The organism is Neobacillus drentensis, from assembly GCF_036965425.1.
In the GTDB taxonomy this organism is placed as follows: Bacteria; Bacillota; Bacilli; order Bacillales; family Cytobacillaceae; genus Neobacillus; species Neobacillus drentensis_F.
Genome location: NZ_JBALPP010000018.1, coordinates 1 through 23,732, shown reverse-complemented (window position 1 = coordinate 23,732; position 23,732 = coordinate 1). Strand labels below are relative to the sequence as shown.

Annotated in this window: 25 protein-coding genes and 1 pseudogene; 13 read left to right on the top strand and 13 right to left on the bottom strand. The window is 37.3% G+C overall.

Annotated elements, in window-relative coordinates:
• Nucleotides 1-204 precede the first annotated feature (204 nt).
• Complete coding sequence (locus V7161_RS05070) at nucleotides 205-1,386, top strand: coiled-coil domain-containing protein (RefSeq protein WP_335442789.1); 1,182 nt, start codon at nucleotides 205-207, stop codon at nucleotides 1,384-1,386.
• A 42-nt stretch (nucleotides 1,387-1,428) separates the two neighbouring features.
• On the opposite strand, the gene V7161_RS05065 is transcribed toward V7161_RS05070, so the two are convergent.
• Genes V7161_RS05065 through V7161_RS05055 form a run of 3 tightly spaced genes read right to left on the bottom strand, consistent with a single transcriptional unit; the run spans nucleotide 1,429 to nucleotide 3,113 of the window.
• Entirely contained in the window at nucleotides 1,429-1,989 is a 561-nt protein-coding gene (locus tag V7161_RS05065) for a hypothetical protein (RefSeq protein WP_335442788.1), read from the bottom strand.
• A 36-nt stretch (nucleotides 1,990-2,025) separates the two neighbouring features.
• Nucleotides 2,026-2,469 carry a DUF6114 domain-containing protein gene (locus tag V7161_RS05060; protein WP_335442786.1) on the bottom strand — a complete coding sequence of 148 codons (444 nt, stop codon included), beginning with the start codon at nucleotides 2,467-2,469 and terminating at the stop codon, nucleotides 2,026-2,028.
• A 41-nt stretch (nucleotides 2,470-2,510) separates the two neighbouring features.
• Nucleotides 2,511-3,113 carry a DUF6230 family protein gene (locus V7161_RS05055; RefSeq protein WP_335442784.1) on the bottom strand — a complete coding sequence of 201 codons (603 nt, stop codon included), beginning with the start codon at nucleotides 3,111-3,113 and terminating at the stop codon, nucleotides 2,511-2,513.
• 279 nt (nucleotides 3,114-3,392) lie between these two features.
• On the opposite strand from V7161_RS05055, the gene V7161_RS05050 reads away from it, so the two are divergent.
• The gene (locus V7161_RS05050; RefSeq protein ID WP_335442782.1) at nucleotides 3,393-4,574 is read left to right on the top strand and encodes a response regulator transcription factor; all 1,182 of its coding nucleotides are present in this window, start codon (nucleotides 3,393-3,395) and stop codon (nucleotides 4,572-4,574) included.
• Between the two features lie 92 nt (nucleotides 4,575-4,666).
• Complete coding sequence (locus V7161_RS05045) at nucleotides 4,667-5,497, top strand: undecaprenyl-diphosphate phosphatase (RefSeq protein WP_335442780.1); 831 nt, start codon at nucleotides 4,667-4,669, stop codon at nucleotides 5,495-5,497.
• A gap of 39 nt (nucleotides 5,498-5,536) precedes the next feature.
• On the opposite strand, the gene V7161_RS05040 is transcribed toward V7161_RS05045, so the two are convergent.
• Nucleotides 5,537-6,349 carry a glycerophosphodiester phosphodiesterase gene (locus V7161_RS05040; protein ID WP_335442778.1) on the bottom strand — a complete coding sequence of 271 codons (813 nt, stop codon included), beginning with the start codon at nucleotides 6,347-6,349 and terminating at the stop codon, nucleotides 5,537-5,539.
• Between the two features lie 213 nt (nucleotides 6,350-6,562).
• Between V7161_RS05040 and V7161_RS05035 the strand changes: the two genes are divergently transcribed.
• On the top strand, nucleotides 6,563-6,667 hold the full coding sequence (locus V7161_RS05035) for a YjcZ family sporulation protein (protein ID WP_335442775.1): 105 nt from the start codon (nucleotides 6,563-6,565) through the stop codon (nucleotides 6,665-6,667).
• An 81-nt stretch (nucleotides 6,668-6,748) separates the two neighbouring features.
• A pseudogene (locus V7161_RS05030) lies at nucleotides 6,749-6,832 on the top strand (YjcZ family sporulation protein); the annotation flags it as partial.
• A gap of 28 nt (nucleotides 6,833-6,860) precedes the next feature.
• On the opposite strand, the gene V7161_RS05025 reads toward V7161_RS05030, so the two are convergent.
• From V7161_RS05025 to V7161_RS05015, 3 genes are all read right to left on the bottom strand, one after another.
• A complete protein-coding gene (locus V7161_RS05025; protein ID WP_335442773.1) occupies nucleotides 6,861-7,286 on the bottom strand; it encodes a YkvA family protein in 426 nt (141 codons plus the stop codon).
• Between the two features lie 111 nt (nucleotides 7,287-7,397).
• Entirely contained in the window at nucleotides 7,398-9,137 is a 1,740-nt protein-coding gene (locus tag V7161_RS05020) for an AAA family ATPase (RefSeq protein WP_335442771.1), read from the bottom strand.
• 124 nt (nucleotides 9,138-9,261) lie between these two features.
• Nucleotides 9,262-9,522, bottom strand: coding sequence for a hypothetical protein (locus V7161_RS05015; protein WP_223595089.1), 261 nt, complete (start codon nucleotides 9,520-9,522; stop codon nucleotides 9,262-9,264).
• A gap of 179 nt (nucleotides 9,523-9,701) precedes the next feature.
• Here V7161_RS05015 and V7161_RS05010 point away from each other — a divergent pair, with 179 nt between their 5' ends.
• The 6 genes from V7161_RS05010 (at nucleotide 9,702) to V7161_RS04985 (ending at nucleotide 16,750) form a co-directional block, all read left to right on the top strand.
• Nucleotides 9,702-11,282 carry a peptide chain release factor 3 gene (locus V7161_RS05010; protein ID WP_223595090.1) on the top strand — a complete coding sequence of 527 codons (1,581 nt, stop codon included), beginning with the start codon at nucleotides 9,702-9,704 and terminating at the stop codon, nucleotides 11,280-11,282.
• Between the two features lie 137 nt (nucleotides 11,283-11,419).
• On the top strand, nucleotides 11,420-12,517 hold the full coding sequence (locus V7161_RS05005; RefSeq protein WP_335442769.1) for an SDR family oxidoreductase: 1,098 nt from the start codon (nucleotides 11,420-11,422) through the stop codon (nucleotides 12,515-12,517).
• A 15-nt stretch (nucleotides 12,518-12,532) separates the two neighbouring features.
• Nucleotides 12,533-14,071 carry an aldehyde dehydrogenase family protein gene (locus V7161_RS05000; protein WP_335442768.1) on the top strand — a complete coding sequence of 513 codons (1,539 nt, stop codon included), beginning with the start codon at nucleotides 12,533-12,535 and terminating at the stop codon, nucleotides 14,069-14,071.
• Between the two features lie 106 nt (nucleotides 14,072-14,177).
• Nucleotides 14,178-14,645, top strand: a complete 468-nt coding sequence (locus V7161_RS04995) for a hypothetical protein (RefSeq protein ID WP_335442766.1) — start codon at nucleotides 14,178-14,180, stop codon at nucleotides 14,643-14,645.
• Nucleotides 14,646-14,888: 243 nt separating this feature from the next.
• Nucleotides 14,889-15,635, top strand: coding sequence for an RNA polymerase sigma factor SigI (gene sigI / locus V7161_RS04990; RefSeq protein WP_335442763.1), 747 nt, complete (start codon nucleotides 14,889-14,891; stop codon nucleotides 15,633-15,635).
• Nucleotides 15,632-16,750, top strand: a complete 1,119-nt coding sequence (locus tag V7161_RS04985; protein ID WP_335442761.1) for an anti-sigma factor domain-containing protein — start codon at nucleotides 15,632-15,634, stop codon at nucleotides 16,748-16,750. The genes sigI and V7161_RS04985 overlap by 4 nt, the downstream gene beginning before the upstream one ends.
• A gap of 44 nt (nucleotides 16,751-16,794) precedes the next feature.
• On the opposite strand, the gene V7161_RS04980 is transcribed toward V7161_RS04985, so the two are convergent.
• From V7161_RS04980 to V7161_RS04960, 5 genes are all read right to left on the bottom strand, one after another.
• Nucleotides 16,795-16,998 carry an alpha/beta-type small acid-soluble spore protein gene (locus V7161_RS04980; RefSeq protein WP_289982580.1) on the bottom strand — a complete coding sequence of 68 codons (204 nt, stop codon included), beginning with the start codon at nucleotides 16,996-16,998 and terminating at the stop codon, nucleotides 16,795-16,797.
• Nucleotides 16,999-17,111: 113 nt separating this feature from the next.
• A complete protein-coding gene (locus V7161_RS04975) occupies nucleotides 17,112-18,437 on the bottom strand; it encodes a (Fe-S)-binding protein (protein ID WP_335442759.1) in 1,326 nt (441 codons plus the stop codon).
• On the bottom strand, nucleotides 18,434-19,846 hold the full coding sequence (glcD, locus tag V7161_RS04970) for a glycolate oxidase subunit GlcD (protein ID WP_335442757.1): 1,413 nt from the start codon (nucleotides 19,844-19,846) through the stop codon (nucleotides 18,434-18,436). The genes V7161_RS04975 and glcD overlap by 4 nt, the downstream gene beginning before the upstream one ends.
• A gap of 103 nt (nucleotides 19,847-19,949) precedes the next feature.
• On the bottom strand, nucleotides 19,950-21,071 hold the full coding sequence (locus tag V7161_RS04965; protein WP_335442755.1) for a CdaR family transcriptional regulator: 1,122 nt from the start codon (nucleotides 21,069-21,071) through the stop codon (nucleotides 19,950-19,952).
• Nucleotides 21,072-21,157: 86 nt separating this feature from the next.
• Nucleotides 21,158-21,499, bottom strand: a complete 342-nt coding sequence (locus V7161_RS04960; RefSeq protein WP_335442753.1) for a DUF3905 domain-containing protein — start codon at nucleotides 21,497-21,499, stop codon at nucleotides 21,158-21,160.
• A 133-nt stretch (nucleotides 21,500-21,632) separates the two neighbouring features.
• On the opposite strand from V7161_RS04960, the gene V7161_RS04955 reads away from it, so the two are divergent.
• Nucleotides 21,633-21,794 (top strand): hypothetical protein, encoded by a 162-nt coding sequence (locus tag V7161_RS04955; protein WP_166257651.1) that lies wholly within the window; start codon nucleotides 21,633-21,635, stop codon nucleotides 21,792-21,794.
• Between the two features lies 1 nt (nucleotide 21,795).
• The gene (locus V7161_RS04950; RefSeq protein ID WP_263297902.1) at nucleotides 21,796-21,930 is read left to right on the top strand and encodes a hypothetical protein; all 135 of its coding nucleotides are present in this window, start codon (nucleotides 21,796-21,798) and stop codon (nucleotides 21,928-21,930) included.
• Nucleotides 21,931-21,955: 25 nt separating this feature from the next.
• Here V7161_RS04950 and V7161_RS04945 read toward each other — a convergent pair whose 3' ends face one another.
• Complete coding sequence (locus V7161_RS04945; protein ID WP_335442804.1) at nucleotides 21,956-23,695, bottom strand: B12-binding domain-containing radical SAM protein; 1,740 nt, start codon at nucleotides 23,693-23,695, stop codon at nucleotides 21,956-21,958.
• Between the last annotated feature and the right edge of the window lie 37 nt (nucleotides 23,696-23,732).

Here is a 23,732-nt window from a genome sequence, read left to right as displayed (position 1 = left end):
TCTAATATAGATGAAATAGGATGATATTGGGTATTATCCGTGCTTATAGTCTCACATACATATAGACCAATAGTTAGATTGGATATTGCATTACATAGATAATGAGAAATGAAGTAGAAATTGGCAGTTTTTTTCTAGTCTTCAAAGATTAATTTCTATAACACTAGATATTTTGAATCTTATTTAGAGGGCAGGGGAACAGCTTTGCATAAAAAACTAATGCCATTTAGTGCTGCGATAATTTTTTTACTTGGCAGCTTTAGTGTAATGCCGGGGTCGGATGTTAAGGCAGAGGGGATAAAAAGTATTCAGAATCAAAGATCTGGGATCCAAAATGAACTGTTCAAAACGAATGAGGAAATTACTAAGGTACAAGATGAACTTACAAAGCTGACAGAACAAATAAAAAGAGTTGATCAGGCTATTATTGATAATAATTATATGATCGTCCAGACCGAAGTAAAAGTAATCGCTTCAAAGAAGGAAGTAGAAGAGTTAGAGAAAGAGGTTTCTAACATAAAAGGTAGAATAGACAAACGTAATGAAATAATAAAAAAGCGAGTCCTCTCTCTTCAAGAAAGTGGTGGAAAGGTAAGATACATAGATGTGGTCCTTGGTTCCTCAAGTTTCAGTGATTTTGTAGGCAGATTGGGAGCAGTGGCGACCATTGTGGAAGCCGATCAAGATCTTGTTAGGCAGCATAAAGAGGATCAGATTGATGTCGAAAGGAAACAATTGACTGTAGAAGAGAAACTTGCTGACCTAAATAGTTTAAAAACCGAGCTTGAGGGTATGCAGGCCCTGATTTTAGAACAAAAACAGCAGAATGACGCTTTAAAAGAAGAGCTAAAATTAAAGGAACAGGAAAAACTCAATGAAAAGGCAAATTTGCAGCAACAGGATAGTAATTTAGCTGAAACTGACTTATTGGCAATGGGATACTTTTCTTCGGATCCTTCAAGTGTAAATTTTTTAATACCCATATCACCAACTGAATCAATCAATACAGTTATCCATGCCGGAGAAAAATATATTGGAAACTCAGTATATGTTTTTGGAGGCGGCAGGAATGCAGCCGATATAGCCAATGGTAGATTCGATTGCTCTGCATTTGTATCTTGGGCATTTGCTCAGGCAGGGATTAAAGTAGGCGCACACACAGATATTTTAAAAAATACAGGTACAAGAGTTCCGTATAGTGATGCACGCCCCGGGGACATGGTATTTTTTGATACTTATAAAATTGACGGCCATGTTGGCATTTATCTTGGTGACGGAAAATTTATTGGTTCACAAAGCTCTACCGGTATTGCTATTGCGGATTTGAGTTCAGGGTACTACGCAAAGAAATTTAATGGACGTGTAATGAGAGTTATTAATGACTAAATCAAAGAAAAGAAGCGATGCATAAATGGCATCGCTTCTTTATTATGGCTGTTTTAAGCTTAGTAGCCCTTCAAGGACTGTTTGCATTTGGATTAGTTCTGCTTCGGCTTTTGGCTCTAACTCGACTTGACCTCCTTCATAGAAGCTTAACTTAAATTGAGGTAGGTTTGAGTTTCCTGTAGTAATTTTATGTGCCAATAATTTAACATTTTTGAGTCCGATATTTCCGTTATCAGGAAGATAATTCTCAGTAAATTCAGCGTTTGTAACACTTAAGCTAAGATTATCAAAATGAACTGTTTCATTTGGAGTCATGTTAAGCGTTACAATCCCATTTGGAGTTTTAACTAATTTTTTAATAGTTAAGCCTTCTGCTGTAAGATTTTTGAATTTTATTTCGAGCATTGGCAGATCCTTTTGTTGGGATGTATCACCAGTTATCATCGATGGGACATTCATAGTACCATCCATTTGTTTTGCTTCAATAATAAATCCAATAATCGTTGAATTACTGGCAAAACTAACCTTATTAGGAATCAAGAGCCCGCCAATTAATAGGAAAAATATGATTACAAACTTATAAGCATTACTTCTACATGTCAATGCCATCACCATTCTTATCTATATCCGTTGGATGCACTATTGTTCTGAAATTGATTCTTTACCCGAAGCAACCTCTACTTCGGCAAATTTATTTTCATTTGGCTGAAGGATTGTCTCACTAGTCCCAAGCTCAGGCTTCCAGGCTATAAGCATTGAACCGCCAACAATGCCAAGAATTGTTCCAAGGAATAAACCACCCAAAGCCCCCAAAATCGATAAAACAGAAGAGAAAATCGCTAAAACTCCGAGAAGTGTTGAAAGTTTTGGCATAATATGCCCTAGCACCCCTAATAACAATGTTAGGCCCCCTAAGAAGAAGCCTGCAAACAAAATATTTCCTGGGGTTGCAGCTAGTTCATAAAGTTGTGCTGGCACATATAAAATAATTATTCCTGAAAGGATACACAAGGTCGCCCCCCAAAAAGGGCGCCTTGATCTCCATTTTTTAAACCTCTCGCGTTTTGAATAAGTAGAGTTCATTTTTTATCATCCTTACTCAAATTTTCTATGTTGATATTTTTTTAGTTGCTTGGAATTTCAAAATAAACCTTCATATTGGATAAAGAAACTTTATCCTGCCATAAATACAAGGTTTTCAATTCACCATTATTAATAGTAATGGTGTTCGCGCTTTGAGTGAAGCCTGTGGCGGCTTGTGTTAAAGGGTCTTTATCTGCAACATAAGTTTCTTTCATTTCCATATTTGTAAATTCAGCATCTCCGCTAACCACGGTTGCCTTTTGCAATAGGCCATCGATTTTAACTGGATTTGCATCATTTTTGGACTCAATAACAACTCTAAAAGTTGGTAAACCCGGGATTGAAATGCTCTTTGAAATTTCAAGTCCATAAATGGTTGCATGTTCAATTTTATTTACCGCGACAGGTACATTTTGTTTTTGAGTGCTATCTGCCATCCCACCTAATAATTGGAAGTTTTGACCTATCATTTTGTCGAATTTAACCGTGAATTCCCCCACCCCGCTTAATGGAACTGCAGCAGCAACACCGGTTACCCCAAAAAGGCCAAGAAGTATTCCTAAAAATACAAATCCACCTAATAATGCAAGTACTAGTTTTTTCTTGACTGTTTGACCTCCGATAATGATTGTTTCAGCTGTCATTTTTTTTCCTCCCTTTTGTTTTGTAGCGGAAGCGGGTAATGAGTAAATCGCTTTCACTATTCGTCACAATTTTATGATAAATCCATAAATTCGTTAATCCCTACATTTGTAGGAAGTTTTGCCTATGACTAATAATGAAGTGGAGGAATTCGCCAAAATAATCAAAAATATAGAAAATGAGCAGGAAATATGTCATGTTTAGCTGAATTTATAGAGATAGTGACGACTGATTTATTCTATAGAAACAGCTTAGAGGCTCAGGAGAGGAGCGTAATCAAAATGTCGAAATCGCTTAATAATCATTTGGACAATCTTTTAAATGATGCTGTAAAATTACTAACCACTTATCAGTACGAGCTTATACAAGAGTGGGAGCTGACGCTTCAATCTCTTAAAAATACAAAAAAAAAGTCAATTGCGGTATTCGAATTTATCAGTGAGTTTTTAGTTGCGTTTTTATATTCAGTACATAATGGAAATGCCGATTTATATAAAATGTTAGATGAAATTCAGCAGGAGTGGCATGATCATTTTAAAAGAGCTCCGGAACCAGAAGCGCTTATTTTTCATTTGAACCTGTTAGAAAACTCTGCTCATAAAGTGCTAAAGTCCAGAATCGTTTATTCATCAAAATTACATCCATCAGTCCATTATTTATTTTCAAAAATTAGTGAAGTGATGCTTTTTCAATCGGAAAAGGAGAATAATACGATTTGGAAGGATGCCGTTATATTATTTAATGAATGGATTATCCGCTCACAAAATTTTTCGGAATCCGTAGAAAATATTTGTTTCGGATTTGGCCATTTCCTCCCTTTTGAGCGATGTGCTCTGTTTAAGTTTACGAATAAAGAAAGCGTAGGGGTGGGCTTGTTCGGCCATCAATTAAATAATGAGGAAGTTAAAGCAATCGCTGAGAAAATTACCAATATTCCTGTTCTTAATGAAAGTATTGTTAAACTTAAATCACAAGGGCACGAAATGAAAAATTTCCAGCCAATTTATATACCGGTTGCCGAAAAAGATCTCCCTGAAAAATATGTAAAGAAGTTTGAACTTTCTTCCTTAATTATTGTTCCTATCTATGTTCCGGAGGAAGGAAAAATAATTGGAGGGGTTGTATTAGACCAAGGTCCAGGAAATCATTTTACGGTAGATACAAGTCTTTATCCAGCATTAATGAAATTTGGTCAAAGCTCTGGTGAATTGTTATCTAAATTTATCCAAGCTGAAATTAATCAACCAAATTTATCTGAAAATAGTTCGGTTACCTTATCTCCGAGAGAAACGGAAATTATTAAACTTTTGGCAGATGGTGCTTCAACAGCAGAGGCAGCCTTAAAGCTTTATTTGAGCGAATTTACAGTAAGAGACTATATTTCAAATATTATGAAAAGGTTAAATGCACAAAATAGGACTGAAGTTGCGGTGAAAGCGATTCGAATGGGTTTAATTGAATAATATTATTCTTGCTATCAAGTTGGAAAATGAGTAAAATAGGAAAGTTCATTGAAATAATTATTTTGGGACAAAAAGTTAGGAGATTTTACAACATGGATTTACTTATGATCTTAAAAGCAATTATTTTAGGGCTGGTGGAAGGAGTAACTGAATTTGCTCCTGTTTCGTCAACTGGCCATATGATTATTGTCGATGATATGTGGCTAAAGTCAGAAGAGTTTTTAACAAAGCACGGCGCTAATACCTTTAAGGTAGTTATTCAACTTGGTTCGATATTAGCGGTTGTGGTTACCTTTAAAGACCGATTTATTGAAATGTTAGGATTAGGGAGATTTATTAAGCATGAAAATCCAAGTCAAGGACGGCTTAAATTATCTCAGGTTATAGTGGGGTTAATTCCTGCAGGTGTTCTAGGGGTTTTGTTTAATGATTATATCGACGAACACCTATTCTCTACTAAAACGGTTTTAATTGGTCTCGTAATTGGCGCTGTGTTTATGATCCTTGCTGATATTATCGGACCGAAGAAGCCTAAAACGCAAACTGTAGATCAAATCACATATGGACAGGCAATAGCAGTTGGTATTTTTCAATGCTTCTCTTTATGGCCGGGATTCTCACGTTCAGGCTCCACTATTTCAGGTGGCGTCCTTCTTGGAATGAGCCACCGCGCTGCCGCTGATTTTACCTTTATCATGGCGGTGCCGATTATGGCAGGTGCAAGTTTCCTTTCCTTATTGAAAAACTGGCAATATATGACGATGGATACTCTGCCGTTTTTTATTGCTGGATTCATAAGTGCTTTTATATTCGCCTTACTATCAATTCAATTTTTCTTAAAACTTATTAATAAAATAAAGCTTTTGCCATTCGCAATTTACAGAATTGTATTGGCACTCATTATTTATATTGTTTTCTTTTAAAAAATTTGGCAGCATCCGTTATGGGGCTGCCTTTTCTTTTTAAATGTAATCAGGGTAATCACTTACAATCCCATTAATATCAAAATGTCTTAACAGTTTTGCATCGCTTTTCTTTTTAACCGTCCAAATAATTGTTTTAAATCCATGGCGTTGAATTCTTTTTATTAGACGCTTGTTTATCATGGTGATTTTTGGATTTACATAGGAAGCAAAACTGGAAAAACCAATTAATTCATTCGTTGAGAGTCCATTTACAACTGTATTTTTAATCAAAACACCAATTGGCACTGAAGGAAGCAAATGATGGACACGTTTTAACGAGATTTTGTCAAAGGATTGAATAATAATTTGTTGTTTACTTTCTTCAGAAGCAAGCCCTCTTTTTATCAGTTCAGTTGCTACTTTTTCTTCGATTTGAGGATATAATGAAGGTTTCTTTAATTCAATGAGCAATCCTGTAACACCAGCGTATTTATCTAAGAATTCGCTGAAGGTTGGAACCTTTTCACCTGCAAAGCGCGGATGAAACCAACTGCCAGCATCCAGCTCATGAATTTCTTTTAAAGTTAAATCTTTTACTCTCCCTTTGCCATTTGTAGTCCTGTTTACTGTCGGATCATGAATGATGATCAATTCTCCATCTCTTGTCATCTGTATATCAATTTCAAGGAAATCGACACCTAGTTCTAAAGCTTTGTTAAAAGAGGCAAAGGTATTTTCAGGACAGTACCCAGCTGCACCTCGATGGCCAATTTTTAATGGGGCTTTGCCTTGGGGACGCTTAGTTAAACGATTGATCAGGCGAAATGAAGTCAAAAAAATCAACACGAAAATGGTAACAACATTTTTCAAGTTTTTGCTCCAATCCATAATTAGTTGTGAACATATTAAGGAAAACCGCTTTATTTGTCAAATTTGAATATTATTCAGGACAAATACCCAGTTATTTGGATTAGAATGGGCTTATTCTTTTTTTTCAATTCTGGGTTATAGGGATAAGTGTCTATCGCACATTTTTATCTAGGTGAATAGGATATATGGAATTAAGAAAAGGAGGTAATGTAAATGTCTGGTACAGCAGGTGGCTACGGTGGCGGATTTGCCCTACTAGTCGTTTTATTCATTTTGTTAATTATAATTGGGGCTTCTTGGGGTTGCGGATTCTATTAATATATAAAGGGAGGCAATAAAATGTTTGGATATGGATATGGTGGCTTCGGCTATGGCTGCGGTGGCTATGGATATGGCTGCGGTGGCTATGGCGGCGGTTTCGCGTTAATCGTTGTTTTATTTATCCTTTTAATCATTGTAGGTGCGGCTTGCTTTAGATGGTAATAGAGGACTTTGTACTAACCCGTTTGATTTAATCAAACGGGTTTTCTTTTGCAACTTGAGAGGACTTTTTCCATTTTTTGAACTCTTCAATCTCTGTTCCTAACTTTTTTATGGTGTAGCCAATTACTGCAGCATCATCCATAATTCCAAGACCAACAATAAAATCTGGGACCAAATCAATTGGTGAAATAAAATATAGGATGGCCCCAAAACAAGTCAAAATAGTAGCATTAGAGATATTTTTGTAGTCACCTTTTGAATAGGCTTTTATCATTTCAATCAGTAACTGCAGCTTCTCCCAGGCTTCACCAAGGTTTCCTTTCCGTTGATTGGCTTTTTTTATTGCTTTGTTCAAAAGCCCCTCCGTTTTTTCTGGTTTGTTCAAATATTCTTCTGCTTCGATCCGATAATATTTATTCTGTTCTAATTCCAATGCTTCTTTTTTCCCGAACATACTTTTCACTTCCTTTAAGGAGTTTCCCCCTTTAGTTTGCCTCCAAAATAAAAAACCATTATTCATGATGAAATTGAAAAAACAGGTGCATCGCCGCACCTGTTTTCAATCTTATGCTAATACTACGTTTTCAGTGTGATGGTTTGAATGGTTTCCAACAATTTCTTCAACCTCAAAGCCATCTAATGTTTCTTTTTTTAATAAGGCATTGACTAATTGCTGATACTGAAATTGATGGCCATTTATTAAGCTTTCAGCTTTTTCTAAGCCTTTTTCAAACAGTTCTTGCATTTTAGCTTCTTTATCCTGTTTATTAAAGGTTAGGGTAAATCCGTTCTGGAGCATACCCGTATCGACCATTTGCTCAATAATCTGTTTTGCCTGCTGAACATCACCACTTACGCCAATACTATGTTCACCAAGAAACATTCTTTCTGCTACCCCGCCCGCTAAAACCATAGCTACACGGTCTAATAAGTCACTCGTTGTTGATAAATGAAGCTCTTTTGGAATTGGCGCGACATATCCAAGAGCCTCTCCGCGAGGAATAATCGTCGCTTTTCTTACAGAACCCGGTTTTGTTAATGAGGCAACTATGGCATGTCCTGCTTCGTGAATCGCAACTCGCCGTTTTGTATCGAGATCTTGTAACGAGCGGGACGTGCTTCCTAATATAGTTCGGTCTAGTGCATAATCTAGATCACCCTTTTGAATCATATCTTGACCGTTTCGAACAGCCCGTCTGCTGGCAGTTTCAAATAAAGATTGAAGTTCTGCTCCAGAAAAGCCGGATGTACTTTCCGCTAATTCATCTAGTGAAGCATGGATATCTTCTGCGAGCGCTTTTCCTTTCGTATGAATATTAATAATTTCTCTTCTTCCTTTCGTATCAGGAAGCGAAACATGAAAGGAGAAATCAATTCGGCCTGGACGCAGGAAGGCCTCATCAAGCATATCCTTTCTGTTGGTAGCAGCTATAAATAAAATCCCATCATTGGAATGACCGCCATCAAGCTGAACAAGAAGTTCAGTAAGTGTTTTTTCTGCTTCCTCACCGCCATGTGCTTTACGTTTGCCGGCAAGTGCATCCACTTCGTCAATGAAAATAACAGCTGGACTTTGTTTTCTTGCTGTTTGGAATAAGGAACGAACTCGGCTTGCACCAACACCAACAAACAATTCATTAAAGGCTGAGCCGCTTGCAGAAAAAAATGAAGCATTTAATTCACGAGCAATCGCCTGAGCAAGCAGAGTTTTACCTGTGCCTGGAGGTCCGTATAAAAGGATGCCCTTTGGCGGCTTAATTCCTAATTTAATAGCACGCTCAGGCTCTTTTAAGGTTGTGAGCGTTTGAAGAATCTCTTCCTTCATTTCCTCGCCAAGACCGCCTATATCTTCTAGAGTAATAGATGGCAAAGGTCTTGACTTGGCAACACTGTTTTTCATGGAGTTTTTAAGACCAAATCCTCCTTTTGCTTTTTGCAAAGTAAAAGCTGCACCCGCTAATAGTAAAAGAACTCCGCCCATAATCCATTTTCCGTAGCGGCTGCTAGTCGAATAGGAGTATTTAATATTATATTTTTCAACAAGTTTGTCGACCATTTGGCTATTTGGCGGAACATGGGAAACAAATTCCGCTTCCCCAGCTTTAATATATATGCTGCCATCTGCTTGTTCTGTTAGGGAAACAGTTTTTCCCTTTTGCGCTTGAATCGTTTTTTCTACAGATGAAAATGGGATAGACACTTCATTTTTCGTGCTTTGGACAAACCAAATAATGCCGGAAATAACTATAATAAACGCTGCGAACAGCGGAATGAACTTAGAAACTTTTCTTTTGCTTTCATTCATTAATCCTCATCTCCTTTAACAGAGTACTTCTCTATTATAAAGGTATTTCCAGAAAAATGGATGTGGGAATCGGTGGGAAAAAACAACCAGCCATTATTATTAAATGACTGGTGTGTTATGGATGTTATGATAATAAACGGAGATGAGGGAGTATCGGCATTAAAACGCTTTGGGCAAGTACTCCGATACTAACGCCGACACTGGATGCTTTGCTCCATTTGAAAACATGAACTTTTTCGTCTTTTCCTTCATACAAAAATAATAGCTGATCGCCTTCTTCAACAATCCCAATTTTTTTATAAGACACCTTATTTTGCTCAAGGACAATTGCAAAAGCCTTTGTCATTAAATCTAAGGTTGGCTGGTCAATCTTCGTGATATCCATAATGCCTCCTAAGCTATTTTTATCTAATTAAAAGAACATAATTACATTATAGTCTTTTCGGTTACTCGATTAAAGAAATACTTCATGTACTAAATTGAAATATTGCAAAGGTAACGATTTCTCTGATAAGATTGAAGTTATGGACAAAAATTTTCATTGTCAAAAGAGAGGAAGACAAGATGGGTAACAATTTTAAACAAGAAGTATTGTCACGCCGGACATTTGCGATTATCTCCCACCCAGATGCCGGAAAAACAACTCTAACGGAAAAATTATTATTATTTGGCGGAGCGATTCGTGATGCTGGGACTGTAAAGGCGAAGAAAACAGGAAAATTTGCAACAAGTGACTGGATGGAAATTGAAAAGCAGCGGGGAATTTCTGTCACCTCCAGTGTGATGCAATTTGATTATAACGGATTCCGCGTTAATATTTTGGATACACCAGGACACCAAGATTTCAGTGAAGATACGTACAGAACTTTAATGGCTGTTGATAGTGCGGTAATGATTGTCGACTCAGCAAAAGGGATTGAGGAACAAACACTCAAGCTTTTTAAAGTGTGCCGGATGCGCGGCATACCGATTTTTACATTTATGAATAAATTAGACCGGCAAGGGAAAGCACCGCTTGAATTGCTGGCAGAACTTGAAGAGGTTCTCGGAATAGAGTCCTATCCCATGAACTGGCCAATTGGCATGGGGAAAGAATTCCTCGGTATTTATGACCGTTTTAATAATCGTGTTGAGCAATTTCGGGTAAGTGAAGAAGAACGATTTATCCCTTTAAATGATGAGGGAGAAATTGAAGGCGATCATCCAATAAAGAGCTCTGGTCTTTATGATCAAACATTAGATGAGATTATGCTCTTGAATGAAGCAGGGAATGACTTTTCGGCGGATAAAGTCGCAGCAGGTACGTTAACACCTGTTTTCTTTGGAAGTGCGTTAACGAATTTTGGAGTTCAGACCTTCCTGGAGTCCTACCTGAAGTTTGCTCCACCTCCGAAGGCTAGAAATTCATCTGCTGGTGAAATCGATCCATTGGGAGAACAGTTTTCTGGCTTTGTTTTTAAAATTCAAGCCAATATGAATCCTGCCCATCGTGACCGAATTGCATTTATTCGCGTTTGTTCAGGAAAATTTGAACGCGGGATGACGGTTAATATTCCAAGATTAGGTAAACAATTAAAGCTTTCCCAATCCACTTCGTTTATGGCAGAAGAACGAAATACGGTAGACGAAGCTGTCAGCGGCGATATTATCGGTCTTTATGACACCGGTACTTACCAGATTGGTGATACTCTTACCACTGGTAAAGACGATTTTCAATATGAAAGATTGCCTCAGTTTACTCCGGAATTATACGTGAAGGTTTCTGCTAAGAACGTCATGAAGCAAAAATCCTTCTATAAAGGTATACAGCAGCTCGTTCAAGAAGGTGCTATTCAGCTGTTTAAATCCGTAAGGATGGAGGAGTATTTATTAGGGGCAGTTGGCCAGCTTCAGTTTGAAGTATTTGAACATAGGATGAGAAATGAATATAATGCAGAGGTTTTAATGGAGCGTATTGGTTCTAAGATTGCTCGTTGGGTGGAAAATAATGAAGTAGATGAAAACCTTTCTAGTTCGCGAAGCCTGCTAGTAAAGGACCGTTACGATCATTATGTGTTTTTATTCGAAAACGATTTCGCCCTCAGATGGTTCCAAGAAAAAAATCCCAATGTTAAGCTTTATAATCCAATGGATCAACATGAATAAATGACAATGGCGGGAAATATCCCGCCGTTTTTATTCTGTTGAATATTATGAAAATTCAGACTAATTACCTATAGACGAAGCTTTTTGGAAGAATTTACAATAAATACAATTATCGATAATTTCTAGGGGGAGTTAAATTGGAAAAAGGGTATTTTTTCACTGGTTTTCCAGGCTTCATTTGTAATCAACTTATTAGGGAAGTATGGAAGAAAAACAAATTACAGGGGCAGGTTTTCGCACTAGTGCTGCCTGGTATGGCCAATAAAGCAGAAACTGAACGAAAAACGATTCTATCAGAACTTGGACTTCCAGATACTTCTTTGACAATAATTGAGGGAGACATTACAAGACCTGAATTGTTGAATAATCCTGAAGAACTGGTAAATTTAAATGAAAAAATAACCCATGTGTTCCATTTAGCTGCTATTTATGACCTGGCAGTTCCACGAGATATTGCTTATAAAGTAAATGTTTACGGGACAGCAAATGTAAATGAATGGGTAAGGGGGCTTCCTAATGTAGAAAGATATACCTATTTTAGTACTGCCTTTGTCGTTGGAGTACGAGAGGGTACTCTTTATGAAACGGAACTAATCAGGCCTGCACACTTTAAAAATCATTATGAAGAAACGAAATTTGAAGCTGAAGTATTGGTAGAAGGAATGAAAAAAGATGTACCAGTCACAATTATCCGCCCGGGTATTGTCAAAGGTCATTCTCATACGGGGGAGACAATTAAATTTGACGGGCCTTATTTTATCATGAACTTTTTAGAGCGGTTAAAATTTTTACCTATTATACCTCGCTTAGGAAAAGGTGAAGCATTTGTCAATCTTGTCCCTGTCGACTATATTATACAAGCAACTGCGTATCTCAGCTTATTAGAAAAGGCTGCGGGTAAAACATATCATTTAACGGATCCTCGACCTTATCGTGCATCAGAGTTATATGAAATTATTATGCAAGAGCTTCTGAATAAACAGCCAAAAGGATCGATCCCTTTAACTCTTGGTAAATGGTTTCTATCTATTAAACCATTAAGGAAATATCTTGGTGTAGAAAAAGAAGCTTTAGATTATTTTAGTTGGATGGGCAATTTTGATAACACCCAAGCACAAAATGATTTAAAGGATTCCGGAATTATTTGCCCCGATTTTAGAGAAGGAATTAAACCAATGGCAAGCTTTTATTTAAGGCAAAAAGATAACCCAAGCTATCATATAAATATCTTATAAAAAGGGGGAATGATCATGGATGCGGTTCATGAAAAACTAAAAGTTATTGCCCCTGCAACAGGTGAGCAAATAGGAGAGATTGAGGAAACTCCTGCAAGTCAAGTAGGCTTTATGTATCATAAAGGGCGGACTGCTTTCTTAGCTTGGAGTAAGCTGCAAATAGGGGAACGGCTAAAGTATTTAAAAAAACTGAAAGAAATAATGGTTGAAGAGATGGAAGTAGTGGCAGACATTATTGCCGCTGACACGGGTAAGGTTGTAACGGAAGCTCTTATTGCAGATATCATGCCAACTTTGGATAGCATTGATCATATTTGCAAGCATGCAGAAAATATCTTAAATCGAAAGAAAGTCACAACTCCGATATTATTAATTGGCAAAAGGTCCTATATTGAATATATGCCACGAGGAATCGTACTCGTGATTTCACCATGGAATTATCCTTTACAGCTTGCGATGGTACCCATGATTAGTGCACTTGCATCAGGGAATGCAGTGATATTAAAACCATCAGAAGTTACTCCGCTGGTGGGGAAATGCATTGAGGATTTATTTCGTAAAGCAGGATTTCCAGAGGGAGTCGTCCAAGTAGCTCATGGGGGAAAAGAGGTCGGGGCGGCATTTACAAAAGGCAGGCCGGATTATATCTTTTTTACGGGATCTGTCAGAACGGGTAAAATCATTCAGGAAGCTGCCGCAAAGGAATTGATTCCAACGACTCTTGAACTTGGCGGCAAGGATCCGATGATAGTGTTTAAGGACGCTCATTTGGAGAGAGCAGCAAAAGGGGCTGCATGGGCTGCTTTTACCAATAGCGGTCAAGTTTGTATGAGTGCAGAAAGACTATATGTAGAAAAAGAAGTGTATTCGAAATTCATTTCTTTATTGAAAAAGGAAATTTCAGTACTTCGCCAAGGAACGGAGCGCAATGCAGATGTAGGCTCAATGACTTTTCCAGCACAAGTTCAAATTGTAAAGGATCACCTGGAGGATGCCCTGGGCAATGGGGCTGTCCTGGAAACTGGAGTCCCTCCTGAGGAATGGAAAAATGGGATGTTTTTGCCATTGACGGTATTAACAAACGTCAATCACCAGATGAAAATTATTCAAGAAGAGTCGTTTGGACCTATTCTCCCTATAATTCCTTTTGAAACAGAAGAAGAGGCAATAAGGCTTTCAAACGATACAGTTTACGGATTAAATGCAAGCGTTTGGACGAGAGATATTCAAAAAGCACGCAGAGTTGCCTCGAAGCTTATTTCAGGGGCAGTGGTAATTAATGATGCCATCATTTCAGTTGCCAATCATGGTCTCCCGTTTGGAGGTACAAAGCAAAGCGGCATAGGCAGATATCATGGAGATGCTGGACTGAGAATCTTTTGCCATGAAAAATCAATTGTTGAGGATCGTGGACGGAAGAAGACTGAAATTCATTGGTACCCCTATGAAGACAAGTACCCAATGTTTCTCACTCTTTTTAAAAGTTACTTTAAAGCCAAACGAAATTGGCTGCAATTTGCCAAAAGTTATTTAAGTATCTTAAAGAAAAGTTAAACTTGGGAAATTTCAATGGTTAACCGTTATTTTAGCATTAGACTGGATAAGCTAAATTAAAGTGTTAGGAATTTTAAATAATGCCTAGAAGAAGCGGGAACGTACCATGAAAAAGATGAATAAATTGGAAACAGTGTTATGGAATATTGCTTTCCCAGGATTTAGCCAACTGTTAATGGGACAGTATATTAAAGGAATATTGTTTGTTGCGTTAGAATTTATCATGAATGTGAATAGCCATTTTAATCAAGCCATTATGTACAGTTTCTTAGGCGAAATAGAAAAAGCTGAGTCGATCACCAATTATCAATGGCTCATGTTTTACCCATGTGTTTATATGTTTTCCCTTTGGGATGGCTATCGTTCGGCCATGCCTGAAAATGAGAAACACTCCTATTTACCGTTTGTTTTCGGTGCCTATTTTGTTACTGTCGGATTGATGTTATCCCCAAAGATTTCAATATTTAATGTGCACCCTGGACCCGTTTTTTTACCCATGTTATTTTTAATCCCAGGGCTGCTAATTGGCTTCTTAATAAAATTTTTGTTATCTGTTAAATTCTATAAGCAATAAAAAGCATCAAATCATGTATTGGTTTGATGTTTTTTTATTGGGAAAAAAATTTCCGATAACCCCCAGAAACACCCTCGTATGTAACGTAACTATTTAATGAAAATAGCGATCGCAAATTTTTATTAAATAATAAACAGAAAATGATAGCCTTTCATAGGGTCTATCTTTTTTGGAAAATGCTTTGCCCACATAAAGTCCAAAGTAACATTCATATGTTATAATTGGTCGAATAGAGGTGAGCAAATGCTAAGTTTATTGTTTATGACTAAAAAGAAAAAAAGAACGTTAGAAGAAACGGTCACCTTAATTCAACAAGGTGATAAATCTTTAATTAATGAAGTAATAGATGCTTATAAACCTTTTATTGCAAAAACAGTATCTTCCGTATGCAGACGATATATATATGAATCCGATGATGAATTTAGTATTGGTCTTATCGCATTTAATGAAGCGATTGAAAAATATTCACCCGACCGTGGAAGCTCGCTATTAAGCTTTTCAGAAGTCATAATCAAAAGAAGAGTCATTGATTATATCCGAAAACAAACTAAAAACCAACATATTAGTATTGACTTAACTAATGCATCAAATGAAGAAGAGTCACCTGGTACTGCGATTGTAAATGAACTGTCTCTTGATGATTTTTATAAAAAAAATGATGAACAACTCAGGAAAGATGAAATTATACAATTTCAAACCTTATTAACGACTTTTGATTTAAATTTCAGCGATTTGGTCGAGAATTCTCCAAAGCATGCCGATGCGAGGAAAAACGCCATTTATGCTGCAAAAATGCTGATTGAGAATCAGGAAATGAAGGATTTGTTATTTGAAAAAAAACGCCTTCCTATTAAGCAGCTAGAGAAGTTGGTGAATGTCAGCAGAAAGACCATTGAACGAAATCGAAAATACATTATTGCGATTGCTCTGATTTTATCGAGTGATTATGTTTATTTAAAAGATTATTTAAAGGGGGTGCTTGAGGAATGAAAAAGGGAATTGTAATGAAAATTGATAACGGATTTCTAACACTTTTAACCTCTGAAGGTGAATTTTTGCGTGCCCGAAAGCAAGAACAGACATATTCAATCGGGGAGGAAATACATTTTTTTCCCATTGAAAGTAGTAGAACTAATTCATCATTTCATGGAGTAAAAAATTTTTTAAGACAAAAATTTGTATGGACTGCGGCAATGGTGTTTATTATCCTTGGCGGTACAATTATCCCAATTTATCAAAATAATAAAGCCTATGCTTATATGTCTATAGATGTAAATCCGAGTATTGAGATTGCTGTCAATAAAAAAATGCAGGTTGTTGGATTAACTGGATATAATAAAGAAGGAAAAAAGGTTATTTCGCAGCTGGATAAGTGGAAAAAGCAAAACGTTTCTGACTTGACTAAAGCAATTCTAGCCGAAATGAAAGATGAAGGATATTTGCATAAAAATGATGAAATTACCCTCTCTACAGTCCGAACCAATCAACTGGAAAAAGATGTAGAGGAAAATCTAAAAAAGAATATGAAGGAAATCAAATCAACCGTTAATAGCAAGCAATATAAGGTTGTCGCTCTTTCAGGATCAGAAGAAGAACTGAAAAAAGCACATAAACAAGGAATGACTGCAGGGAAACACCTGTCAATCATGTCCAATAAGGTGAAAGAAAAAACGAAAACAAATGTAAATATTAAAGAAATTAATAAAGAAATTAATAAATCTGTCCCTCCAACGCAGTCAGAAAAAACAGAAAAGACAGAGCCGCCTGGTCAAGTGAAAAAACAAACCGAAAACACTACTATTGATAATAGGGGTACAGAAAATAAAAATAATCGTGTTGGCGGTAACTCAATTCCTCCTGGGCAATTAAAACAGATAGAAGAGGAAAGAATAAAGCAGAATTACGGGCAGACAAAAAAACAATCAGTTCAAAAGGAAAACTCGGTTCAAAAGGAAAACCCGTCTCAAAAAAATAAAATAAAAAATAATGAAAAAAAGAATGAAAACCTTAATGTAAATTTAGATGATCAAAATGGTAATCTTCATGTAAATTTAAAAGATCAAAAAGTAAATCTTGAAGGAAATTTAAAGGGCTTGATCAAATAAATAAAAGTCCGGGTGAAACCCGGACTTTTTTCCATGGTATGAAATTATTGGTTTGTTAAATTACCTGATAATTGGGCTTGAGCTTGTTGCACAAGTCTTTTTGTAATTTCGCCGCCAACAGAACCATTGGCTCTTGAAACTGTATCTGAACCTAAATTTACTCCAAATTCCTGTGCAATTTCATATTTGACCTGATCCAAGTACTGCTCAATTCCAGGCACTAATAATTTATTGCTGCTATTAGCCATCTCATTCAACTCCTTTTTATTACAGAGATTTTTATCTCTGTAGCAATATTATTTATTTGCTTCCTTGTTTTCATGAGTGGTAATGTTTTTCGGATATGGAATACTTGTTTATTTTAATCATTTATTGCTTTTAGTAAGAGGTCAACAATATGGATTCCTCTCATCTTAACCGAGAGCCCTTCACGTTCGATTCCAACCTTCATTTGTAATAAACAACCAGGGTTTGCAGTGACAATAGTTGCGGCCTGAGTATTTTTCGCTTGTATCATTTTATTATCCAGCATCTTCATTGACATTTCCGATTCGATTATATTATAAATTCCAGCAGACCCACAGCAGCGATCCGCATCTTTCATTTCCACATATTCAACCCCTATTATGGACTTTAACAGTGTTCTAGGGGCAGAAGCAGTCTTCATGACATTTCTCAGGTGGCATGAATCTTGGTAGGTAATAATTTGCTTAGGAAGTTCTAATTTTACCTTTTGTTGAAAACCAACCGACACTAAAATTTCCGATATGTCTTGAATTTTTTTGACGAATAATTTTGCGCGGGCACTCCATTCAGGTTCGTCCTTTAATAAATGATCATAGTCAATTAAGAAGGCACCGCATCCGCCCGCATTTGTAATAATAAAGTCAATATTCAATTCTTCGAATGCTTGAATATTTCTTTTGGCTAGGTCCTTTGCGGATTGTTTTTCACCGCTATGTCCATGAAGGGCACCACAGCAGGTTTGATTTGGAGGGATGACAATTTCGCATCCCGCTATTTGTAATAATTTGCATGTAGCATCATTTGTTTTCATAAACATTGTATCCATTAAGCAGCCGCTAAAGAATGCCACGCGATGCTTTTGTGTTCCGATTGAGGGCAGGTAGTCTGGACGATTTTTCATTTCCTTCATCGTCGGCACTTTCGGAAGCACTTTTTCCATTGTTACTAAATTTTCCGGCAATAATCCTAAAAAGCCAATTTTTCTTGCAATCGTTTGAATACCGGAGCGTTGATAAAATCCAATTAAGCCAGTTAAATTTTTCATTCGATTTGGATGAGGGAACAAGCCTTCAAATACCGTTTTTCGGACTATTCTAGCTGGCATGGAAAATTTTTTGTTTTGATTGATGATATCCCGTGCATCCTCTAAAAGATGACCATATTTTACACCGGAAGGACAAACTGGTTCGCAGGCTCTACAGCCGAGGCAGAGTTCGAGTGAGCGTTCAAAGTCCTCATCCGGTTCAATCAATCCATCCGCAACGGCCTTCATTAAGGCAATTCTTCCCCTTGGTGAGTGAGATTCTTTATAGCCTGATTCTATATAGGTCGGGCATGAAGGTAAGCAAAATCCACACCGCATACAATTTAGTAACTCATCTTCATTCATTTGTTCCTTGAATTTTTCTTGAAGGATTTCTTTTTCTTTCACTGTTGTCATTTCCCAACCACCACGCGCTTCCTGCTTTCTTTTGCAAAAACCTTGCCAGGATTCATAATATTATTAGGATCCAATGCTTGTTTGATTGCTTTCATGACAGCAATTCCTTCCTTACCAAGTTTTAATTCAAGGTATGGCGCTTTCATGACACCAACACCATGTTCACCTGTAATGGTGCCGCCAAATTCGATAGCCTTTTCAAATATTTCAGCAAAAGCCATTTCTACTCTTTCCATTTCCTCATGATTGCGGGAATCTGTTGGGCAGGTTGGATGGAGATTTCCATCACCAGCATGTCCAAACGTACATATATCGAGCTGATATTTTTTGGCAATTTCATTTATGGCATTTACCATTTTCGCTAATTCTGACCTTGGAACAGTTGCATCCTCAAGAATCGTTGTCGGTTTTAATCGGGCTAAAGCGGATAGGGCAGTACGTCGAGCCGTTCGTAACGCTTCTGCTTCTACTTCAGTTGCCGCTACTTGAACAGAGATTGCTTTTTCAAGTTTACAAATCTCAGCCATTCTTTCTAAATCTCGGTTTACTACTTCAGGAGGGCCATCCTGTTCAATTAATAAAACAGCTTGCACATCTGTCGGCAGTCCGATCTGCCCAAATGCTTCGACTACCTTTAAGGTGGGCTGATCCAGAAACTCAAGTGTTGTCGGAATAATTTTATTAGCGATAATTTTCGAAACGGATTTGGCTGCTGCTTCAAGATCCTGATATAAGGCCAGCATGGTTTTTTTAGTTTCAGGCATAGGGATAAGCTTTAACGTCGCTTCTGTAATAATCCCAAGAGTTCCTTCAGATCCAACCATGAGACGAGTAAGGTCATAACCTGCTACATCCTTAGCCAGTTTTCCTCCTGTGCGAATAATATCACCGTTAGGAACAACAACTTCCAGTCCAATAACATAATCCCGTGTAACGCCATATTTAAGTCCACGGAGCCCGCCTGAGTTCTCGTTGATATTGCCGCCAATCGTGGAAATCTTCATGGACCCTGGGTCTGGTGGAAAAAAAAGACCTTTTGCTTCAACAGCATTTGTCATATCAAGGGTAATAACTCCTGGTTGAACCGTTACAGTTAAGTTATCTTCATCAATTTCTAAAATATTGTTTAGATGCTTAAAAAGAATTACGATTCCACCTTCTGTTGGGCATGTACCTCCACAAAGGTTAGTACCTGATCCTCGCGGGACAATGGGGGTTTTATACTCATTACAGATTTTTACGATTTCAGCTACCTCTTGACTATTTCTTGGGCTAACTATCGCATCGGGAAGGGATTGAAAGTTTGGGGTTGAATCATAAGAGTAGGAAAGTCTTTCCACCTTGCTATCATCAAAGTTTTCACTGGTTACAATAGAGATTATTTTTTCTTTTACAATACTCGAAAGCATAATGTTCCTCCTTTTTAGTGAACACGCTTACAAAGTTAACTAATATAAGTATAAAAAAACAGGCATTTGCCTGCTATGGATAAACATCTAAAAAAATATCATTTTAATAATTAATTTTTGTTTGTTCATCTAAAAGGAGGGTTGCAAGATACATGGTTAATAAATCATGGATATTATTTGAATTTAATCCGGATAACTCCTCCGCTTTCTTCAAACGGTAATGGAGAGTATTGATGTGGATATGTAAATTTTTTGCTGTATTTTTTAATGAATGATTTTGGTTAAATAATTCCTTAATGGTTGCCATAAGTTCATTTTCCTGAGTCAAAGGTCCAAGCGTCCGCTTTATAAAATCCGCTTTTGTTTTTTGACTGATTTCTTCTAAGAGCATCTCCAGAGTTAGGTCCTCATCAAATGAAATACTGCTGGGTGATTTAACGATTTTTAAACATCTTTCAGCTTGAGAGTAGGAGACCCTGATTTCTTTCGGGTTCGCTGGCTGGCCGACACCAGCAATCGCATGAATGTTAAAACGATCTAATAGGAAATGAAAAAATTGTTTTAAGCGCTTTTCTATCCTTTCTCTGGAGGTACCGGTTGTGCAATTAATTAACAGAATGATTCGATTATTTCCTGATCGGGCGACAACTTCCCGATCATTTGTCTGAAACCTTTTAAAAATCGAAGACCATGCTTCCCGGGTTATAGGAGAGGTAAGTCCAGAAAATTCAATGATCACTGCAGATCTTATTATTTCCATATCGATGTTAAGCAGTTTCGCTCGATTCATAAAAGCATCATTCCACTCTTTGGCTTGGACCCAATCCATGATAAAAGATTCCAGAGCACGGGAATGCCAATCAAATTGCTCTGCATAATAATTTTCACTGATTAAAAGCTCGGTCATTTTTCGGATGATTTCTCCAAAAGGCGTTACTTTTGCTGGGTCTCCCGTAATACCGATTACACCAATTACGTCATTTTGGAAAAAAATCGGGAAGTTAATACCTGCTTTTACGCCGATAAGTTTGGTTTGATCTTCTGTTGTTATAATCAACTTTCTCTTATTTTGAGAAGCATTAAGCGCCCCTTCATGAAAGGTTCCTACTCGTTCAAGGTCTGTGCTTGCAATGATATACCCTTCAGTATTCACGACGATAATATCCTCGCCAATTAACTTTCTCACTTCTTTTACAATTTTCTCAGCGAGTTCAGGTAATAACATGAATTGCCCCCCTCAAAAAACTATCCTATTAATTATATCATGCAAATAAAAAACTCTGGGAGGCATACTCCCAGAGTTTCTTACATTTAGTCGCTTCCATGGCTGACATCTTTGGAAGGATGCATAAATGGATAGCCTTTTGGCTTTCTTTTGCTTTCGAGAAGCTCACGGTTTTCTGCAGTATTCCAGCCAATATCATTGGTGGGATGAACCCACTGGTCCCCTGACATAATGGCAGGATCGGTTTCTTTTGACCAGTTTTCCAATGGCGAGTTTTCAGACGCATAAAGGCTGTCTCCGATGACTACGCCATGTTCATTAGTGAAAGGGGCCTCCATTTTAATACCAGTACCTTCAAAACTGGGGGCGTTAATTTGGTGGGGCATAGTTTCGTTAATAGTTACATTTTCGTCTTTTTCTTTTGTCATTTTTTCACCACTCCATTTTTTCTTATTTTCTTTCAACAGGATAATTTTATGAATGAAAAAAAAGGAAACGAATGATTAATTCATAAATGAAAAAACTAAATATGTACCATTACTGATTAGGAGGAGTTACACAATGGCGAAGCGTAAAGCGGAATTTGATGCAGTGGAAAAATATACGAAAACCCCGCACAAAAATGTCCAGGAAAGTGAATTCTCAGCGGAGTTTACTGATAATAACAATGCTATCCGATTTCAAAACCGAAATTCAAAACTAGGAAAAAAAGGAAGAAGCTAAAATGGCAGGGCGTCGAAAAATCCCCCCGCGTATTCCGACAGAGGATTTCAGTATGGAAATTGGCGATGTTAATGGGGTTAAGCTATATGAAATAAAAAAGATATTTAAGCAAAAAGGGGCAAGGAAAGAAAAATAAGCCGGGAATTCCCGGCTTTTTTCATTCATCTATAGGGAAATATAAGTGTTCGATTATTGGTTGGATCGAAATAGGCCAATAAATAGGAAGGAACGTTTTTTATCTCACTTGTTGCTAAATAACTTGATAAATCAAAAGAAAGCTCTTCAAGCATTGTATGCTTATATAATTCCTTTTCATTAAGTTCCAGCTTAATAAAAGCTTCTCCCAATAAAGAAGGATTTTCAGCGATTTGTTTATACACTTGTGTCCTCTCATTTTTATTAAAGCTAGCCTCCCACCACGGTTTTCTCGGCTTGTACTTATGATGTTTTAGGTAATCATACTTCATCAGACCAGCTGCCACATTTAAATTTTCTATCGATTTATGCTCCAAAAAGGAATAGAGGCGGCGGAATAAATCTTCAAGCTGATGGCCAATTCTTGACCAGCCTTTCTGGTCCCAGTAGGATCCGAATTCTTGAAAGAAATCAAATGGAGAAGGGAACACCTGTGTTACCAAATATTCAACCGTGTGATCCATACGGTGGTCATTCCAATACTTCTCGAGGACATCTTCTACTTGTTTAATCCTTACTATATCATCAAAGGAAAGAACATTATTGCTTAGGATTTCATACGGTGAATGATCCATATATACATATTGATGCTCATCAGCACGAAGACGGACCCCTGTGCCCCGCAGCATTTTTAAAAACCCTAATTGCAATTCTTCCGGTCTCATTTCGAAAACATCGTTAAAGGTTTTGCGGAAAGAGGCATAGTCTTCTTCCGGAAGCCCGGCAATTAAGTCAAGATGTTGATCAATTTTTCCGCCTTCTTTTACCAAGGTAACAGTTCTGGTCAGCTTTGCAAAATTCTGCTTCCGCATAACAAGTTCGTTAGTATAATCATTGGTTGACTGGACACCGATTTCAAAACGAAACAAGCCTTCAGGTGCCTCTTGATTTAAAAATTCGATAACCTCAGGGCGCATGATATCAGCAGTAATTTCAAACTGGAATACCGTCCCTGGGAGGTGTTCATCAATGAGGAATCGAAACATTTCCATAGCATAGCTTCTGCTGATATTAAAGGTACGGTCAACAAATTTAATCGTCTTTGCACCATTTGTCATTAAATAACGGATATCTTCTTTTATTTTTTCGCGGTCAAAATAGCGGACGCCAACCTCAATGGAAGACAAACAGAATTGGCAGCTAAATGGACACCCGCGGCTTGTCTCAATATAAGAAACCCTCTTGCCCAAATGGGGAATATCCTCAGTGAATCGGTATGGTGATGGCAGTTCCTTCAAATCAAGTTTATTTCGTTGTGGTGTGCACTTTACGTGACCATTTTCACGGTAAGCAACACCATGGACATTCAATAAATTATGACTCGTCTCTAATTCAGTTAGCAGCTGTTTAAACGTTTGTTCACCTTCACCAATTACAATAAAATCAATCTCTGGATAGTTTTCCATCCAATGAATTGTATCGTAAGTAACTTCAGGACCCCCTAAGACGATTGTAATAGAAGGATCTATTTTTTTAATCATATTGACAACTTTAAGCGTTTCTTCAATATTCCAAATGTAACAGCTGAAACCAATTACAGACGGTTTTTGTTGATAAAGGTCTGAGACAATGTTCATAATTGGGTCTTTTATTGTGTATTCTTTAATTTGTATGTCATACTCAGGCGAAGCATAGGCTTTCAAATAGCGGATTGCTAGGTTTGTATGAATATACTTGGCATTCAAGGTAGAGCAAATAACCTTCATAAAAATACTCCTTTTGCTAAGGCTCTTTTCGTAATCT

Coding starts and splice junctions, on each gene's coding strand:
- V7161_RS05045 (WP_335442780.1), top strand. CDS start 4,667: ATGGATTTACTTATGATCTTAAAAGCAATTATTTTAGGGCTGGTGGAA.
- V7161_RS04955 (WP_166257651.1), top strand. CDS start 21,633: ATGGCGAAGCGTAAAGCGGAATTTGATGCAGTGGAAAAATATACGAAA.
- V7161_RS04965 (WP_335442755.1), bottom strand. CDS start 21,071: ATGTTATTACCTGAACTCGCTGAGAAAATTGTAAAAGAAGTGAGAAAG.
- V7161_RS04980 (WP_289982580.1), bottom strand. CDS start 16,998: ATGGCTAATAGCAGCAATAAATTATTAGTGCCTGGAATTGAGCAGTAC.
- V7161_RS05025 (WP_335442773.1), bottom strand. CDS start 7,286: ATGTTCGGGAAAAAAGAAGCATTGGAATTAGAACAGAATAAATATTAT.
- V7161_RS04945 (WP_335442804.1), bottom strand. CDS start 23,695: ATGAAGGTTATTTGCTCTACCTTGAATGCCAAGTATATTCATACAAAC.
- V7161_RS05055 (WP_335442784.1), bottom strand. CDS start 3,113: ATGACAGCTGAAACAATCATTATCGGAGGTCAAACAGTCAAGAAAAAA.
- V7161_RS05010 (WP_223595090.1), top strand. CDS start 9,702: ATGGGTAACAATTTTAAACAAGAAGTATTGTCACGCCGGACATTTGCG.
- V7161_RS05000 (WP_335442768.1), top strand. CDS start 12,533: ATGGATGCGGTTCATGAAAAACTAAAAGTTATTGCCCCTGCAACAGGT.
- V7161_RS05060 (WP_335442786.1), bottom strand. CDS start 2,469: ATGAACTCTACTTATTCAAAACGCGAGAGGTTTAAAAAATGGAGATCA.
- V7161_RS05050 (WP_335442782.1), top strand. CDS start 3,393: ATGTCGAAATCGCTTAATAATCATTTGGACAATCTTTTAAATGATGCT.
- V7161_RS05015 (WP_223595089.1), bottom strand. CDS start 9,522: ATGGATATCACGAAGATTGACCAGCCAACCTTAGATTTAATGACAAAG.
- V7161_RS04975 (WP_335442759.1), bottom strand. CDS start 18,437: ATGACAACAGTGAAAGAAAAAGAAATCCTTCAAGAAAAATTCAAGGAA.
- glcD (WP_335442757.1), bottom strand. CDS start 19,846: ATGCTTTCGAGTATTGTAAAAGAAAAAATAATCTCTATTGTAACCAGT.
- V7161_RS04960 (WP_335442753.1), bottom strand. CDS start 21,499: ATGACAAAAGAAAAAGACGAAAATGTAACTATTAACGAAACTATGCCC.
- V7161_RS04995 (WP_335442766.1), top strand. CDS start 14,178: ATGAAAAAGATGAATAAATTGGAAACAGTGTTATGGAATATTGCTTTC.
- sigI (WP_335442763.1), top strand. CDS start 14,889: ATGCTAAGTTTATTGTTTATGACTAAAAAGAAAAAAAGAACGTTAGAA.
- V7161_RS04985 (WP_335442761.1), top strand. CDS start 15,632: ATGAAAAAGGGAATTGTAATGAAAATTGATAACGGATTTCTAACACTT.
- V7161_RS05020 (WP_335442771.1), bottom strand. CDS start 9,137: ATGAATGAAAGCAAAAGAAAAGTTTCTAAGTTCATTCCGCTGTTCGCA.
- V7161_RS04950 (WP_263297902.1), top strand. CDS start 21,796: ATGGCAGGGCGTCGAAAAATCCCCCCGCGTATTCCGACAGAGGATTTC.
- V7161_RS05035 (WP_335442775.1), top strand. CDS start 6,563: ATGTCTGGTACAGCAGGTGGCTACGGTGGCGGATTTGCCCTACTAGTC.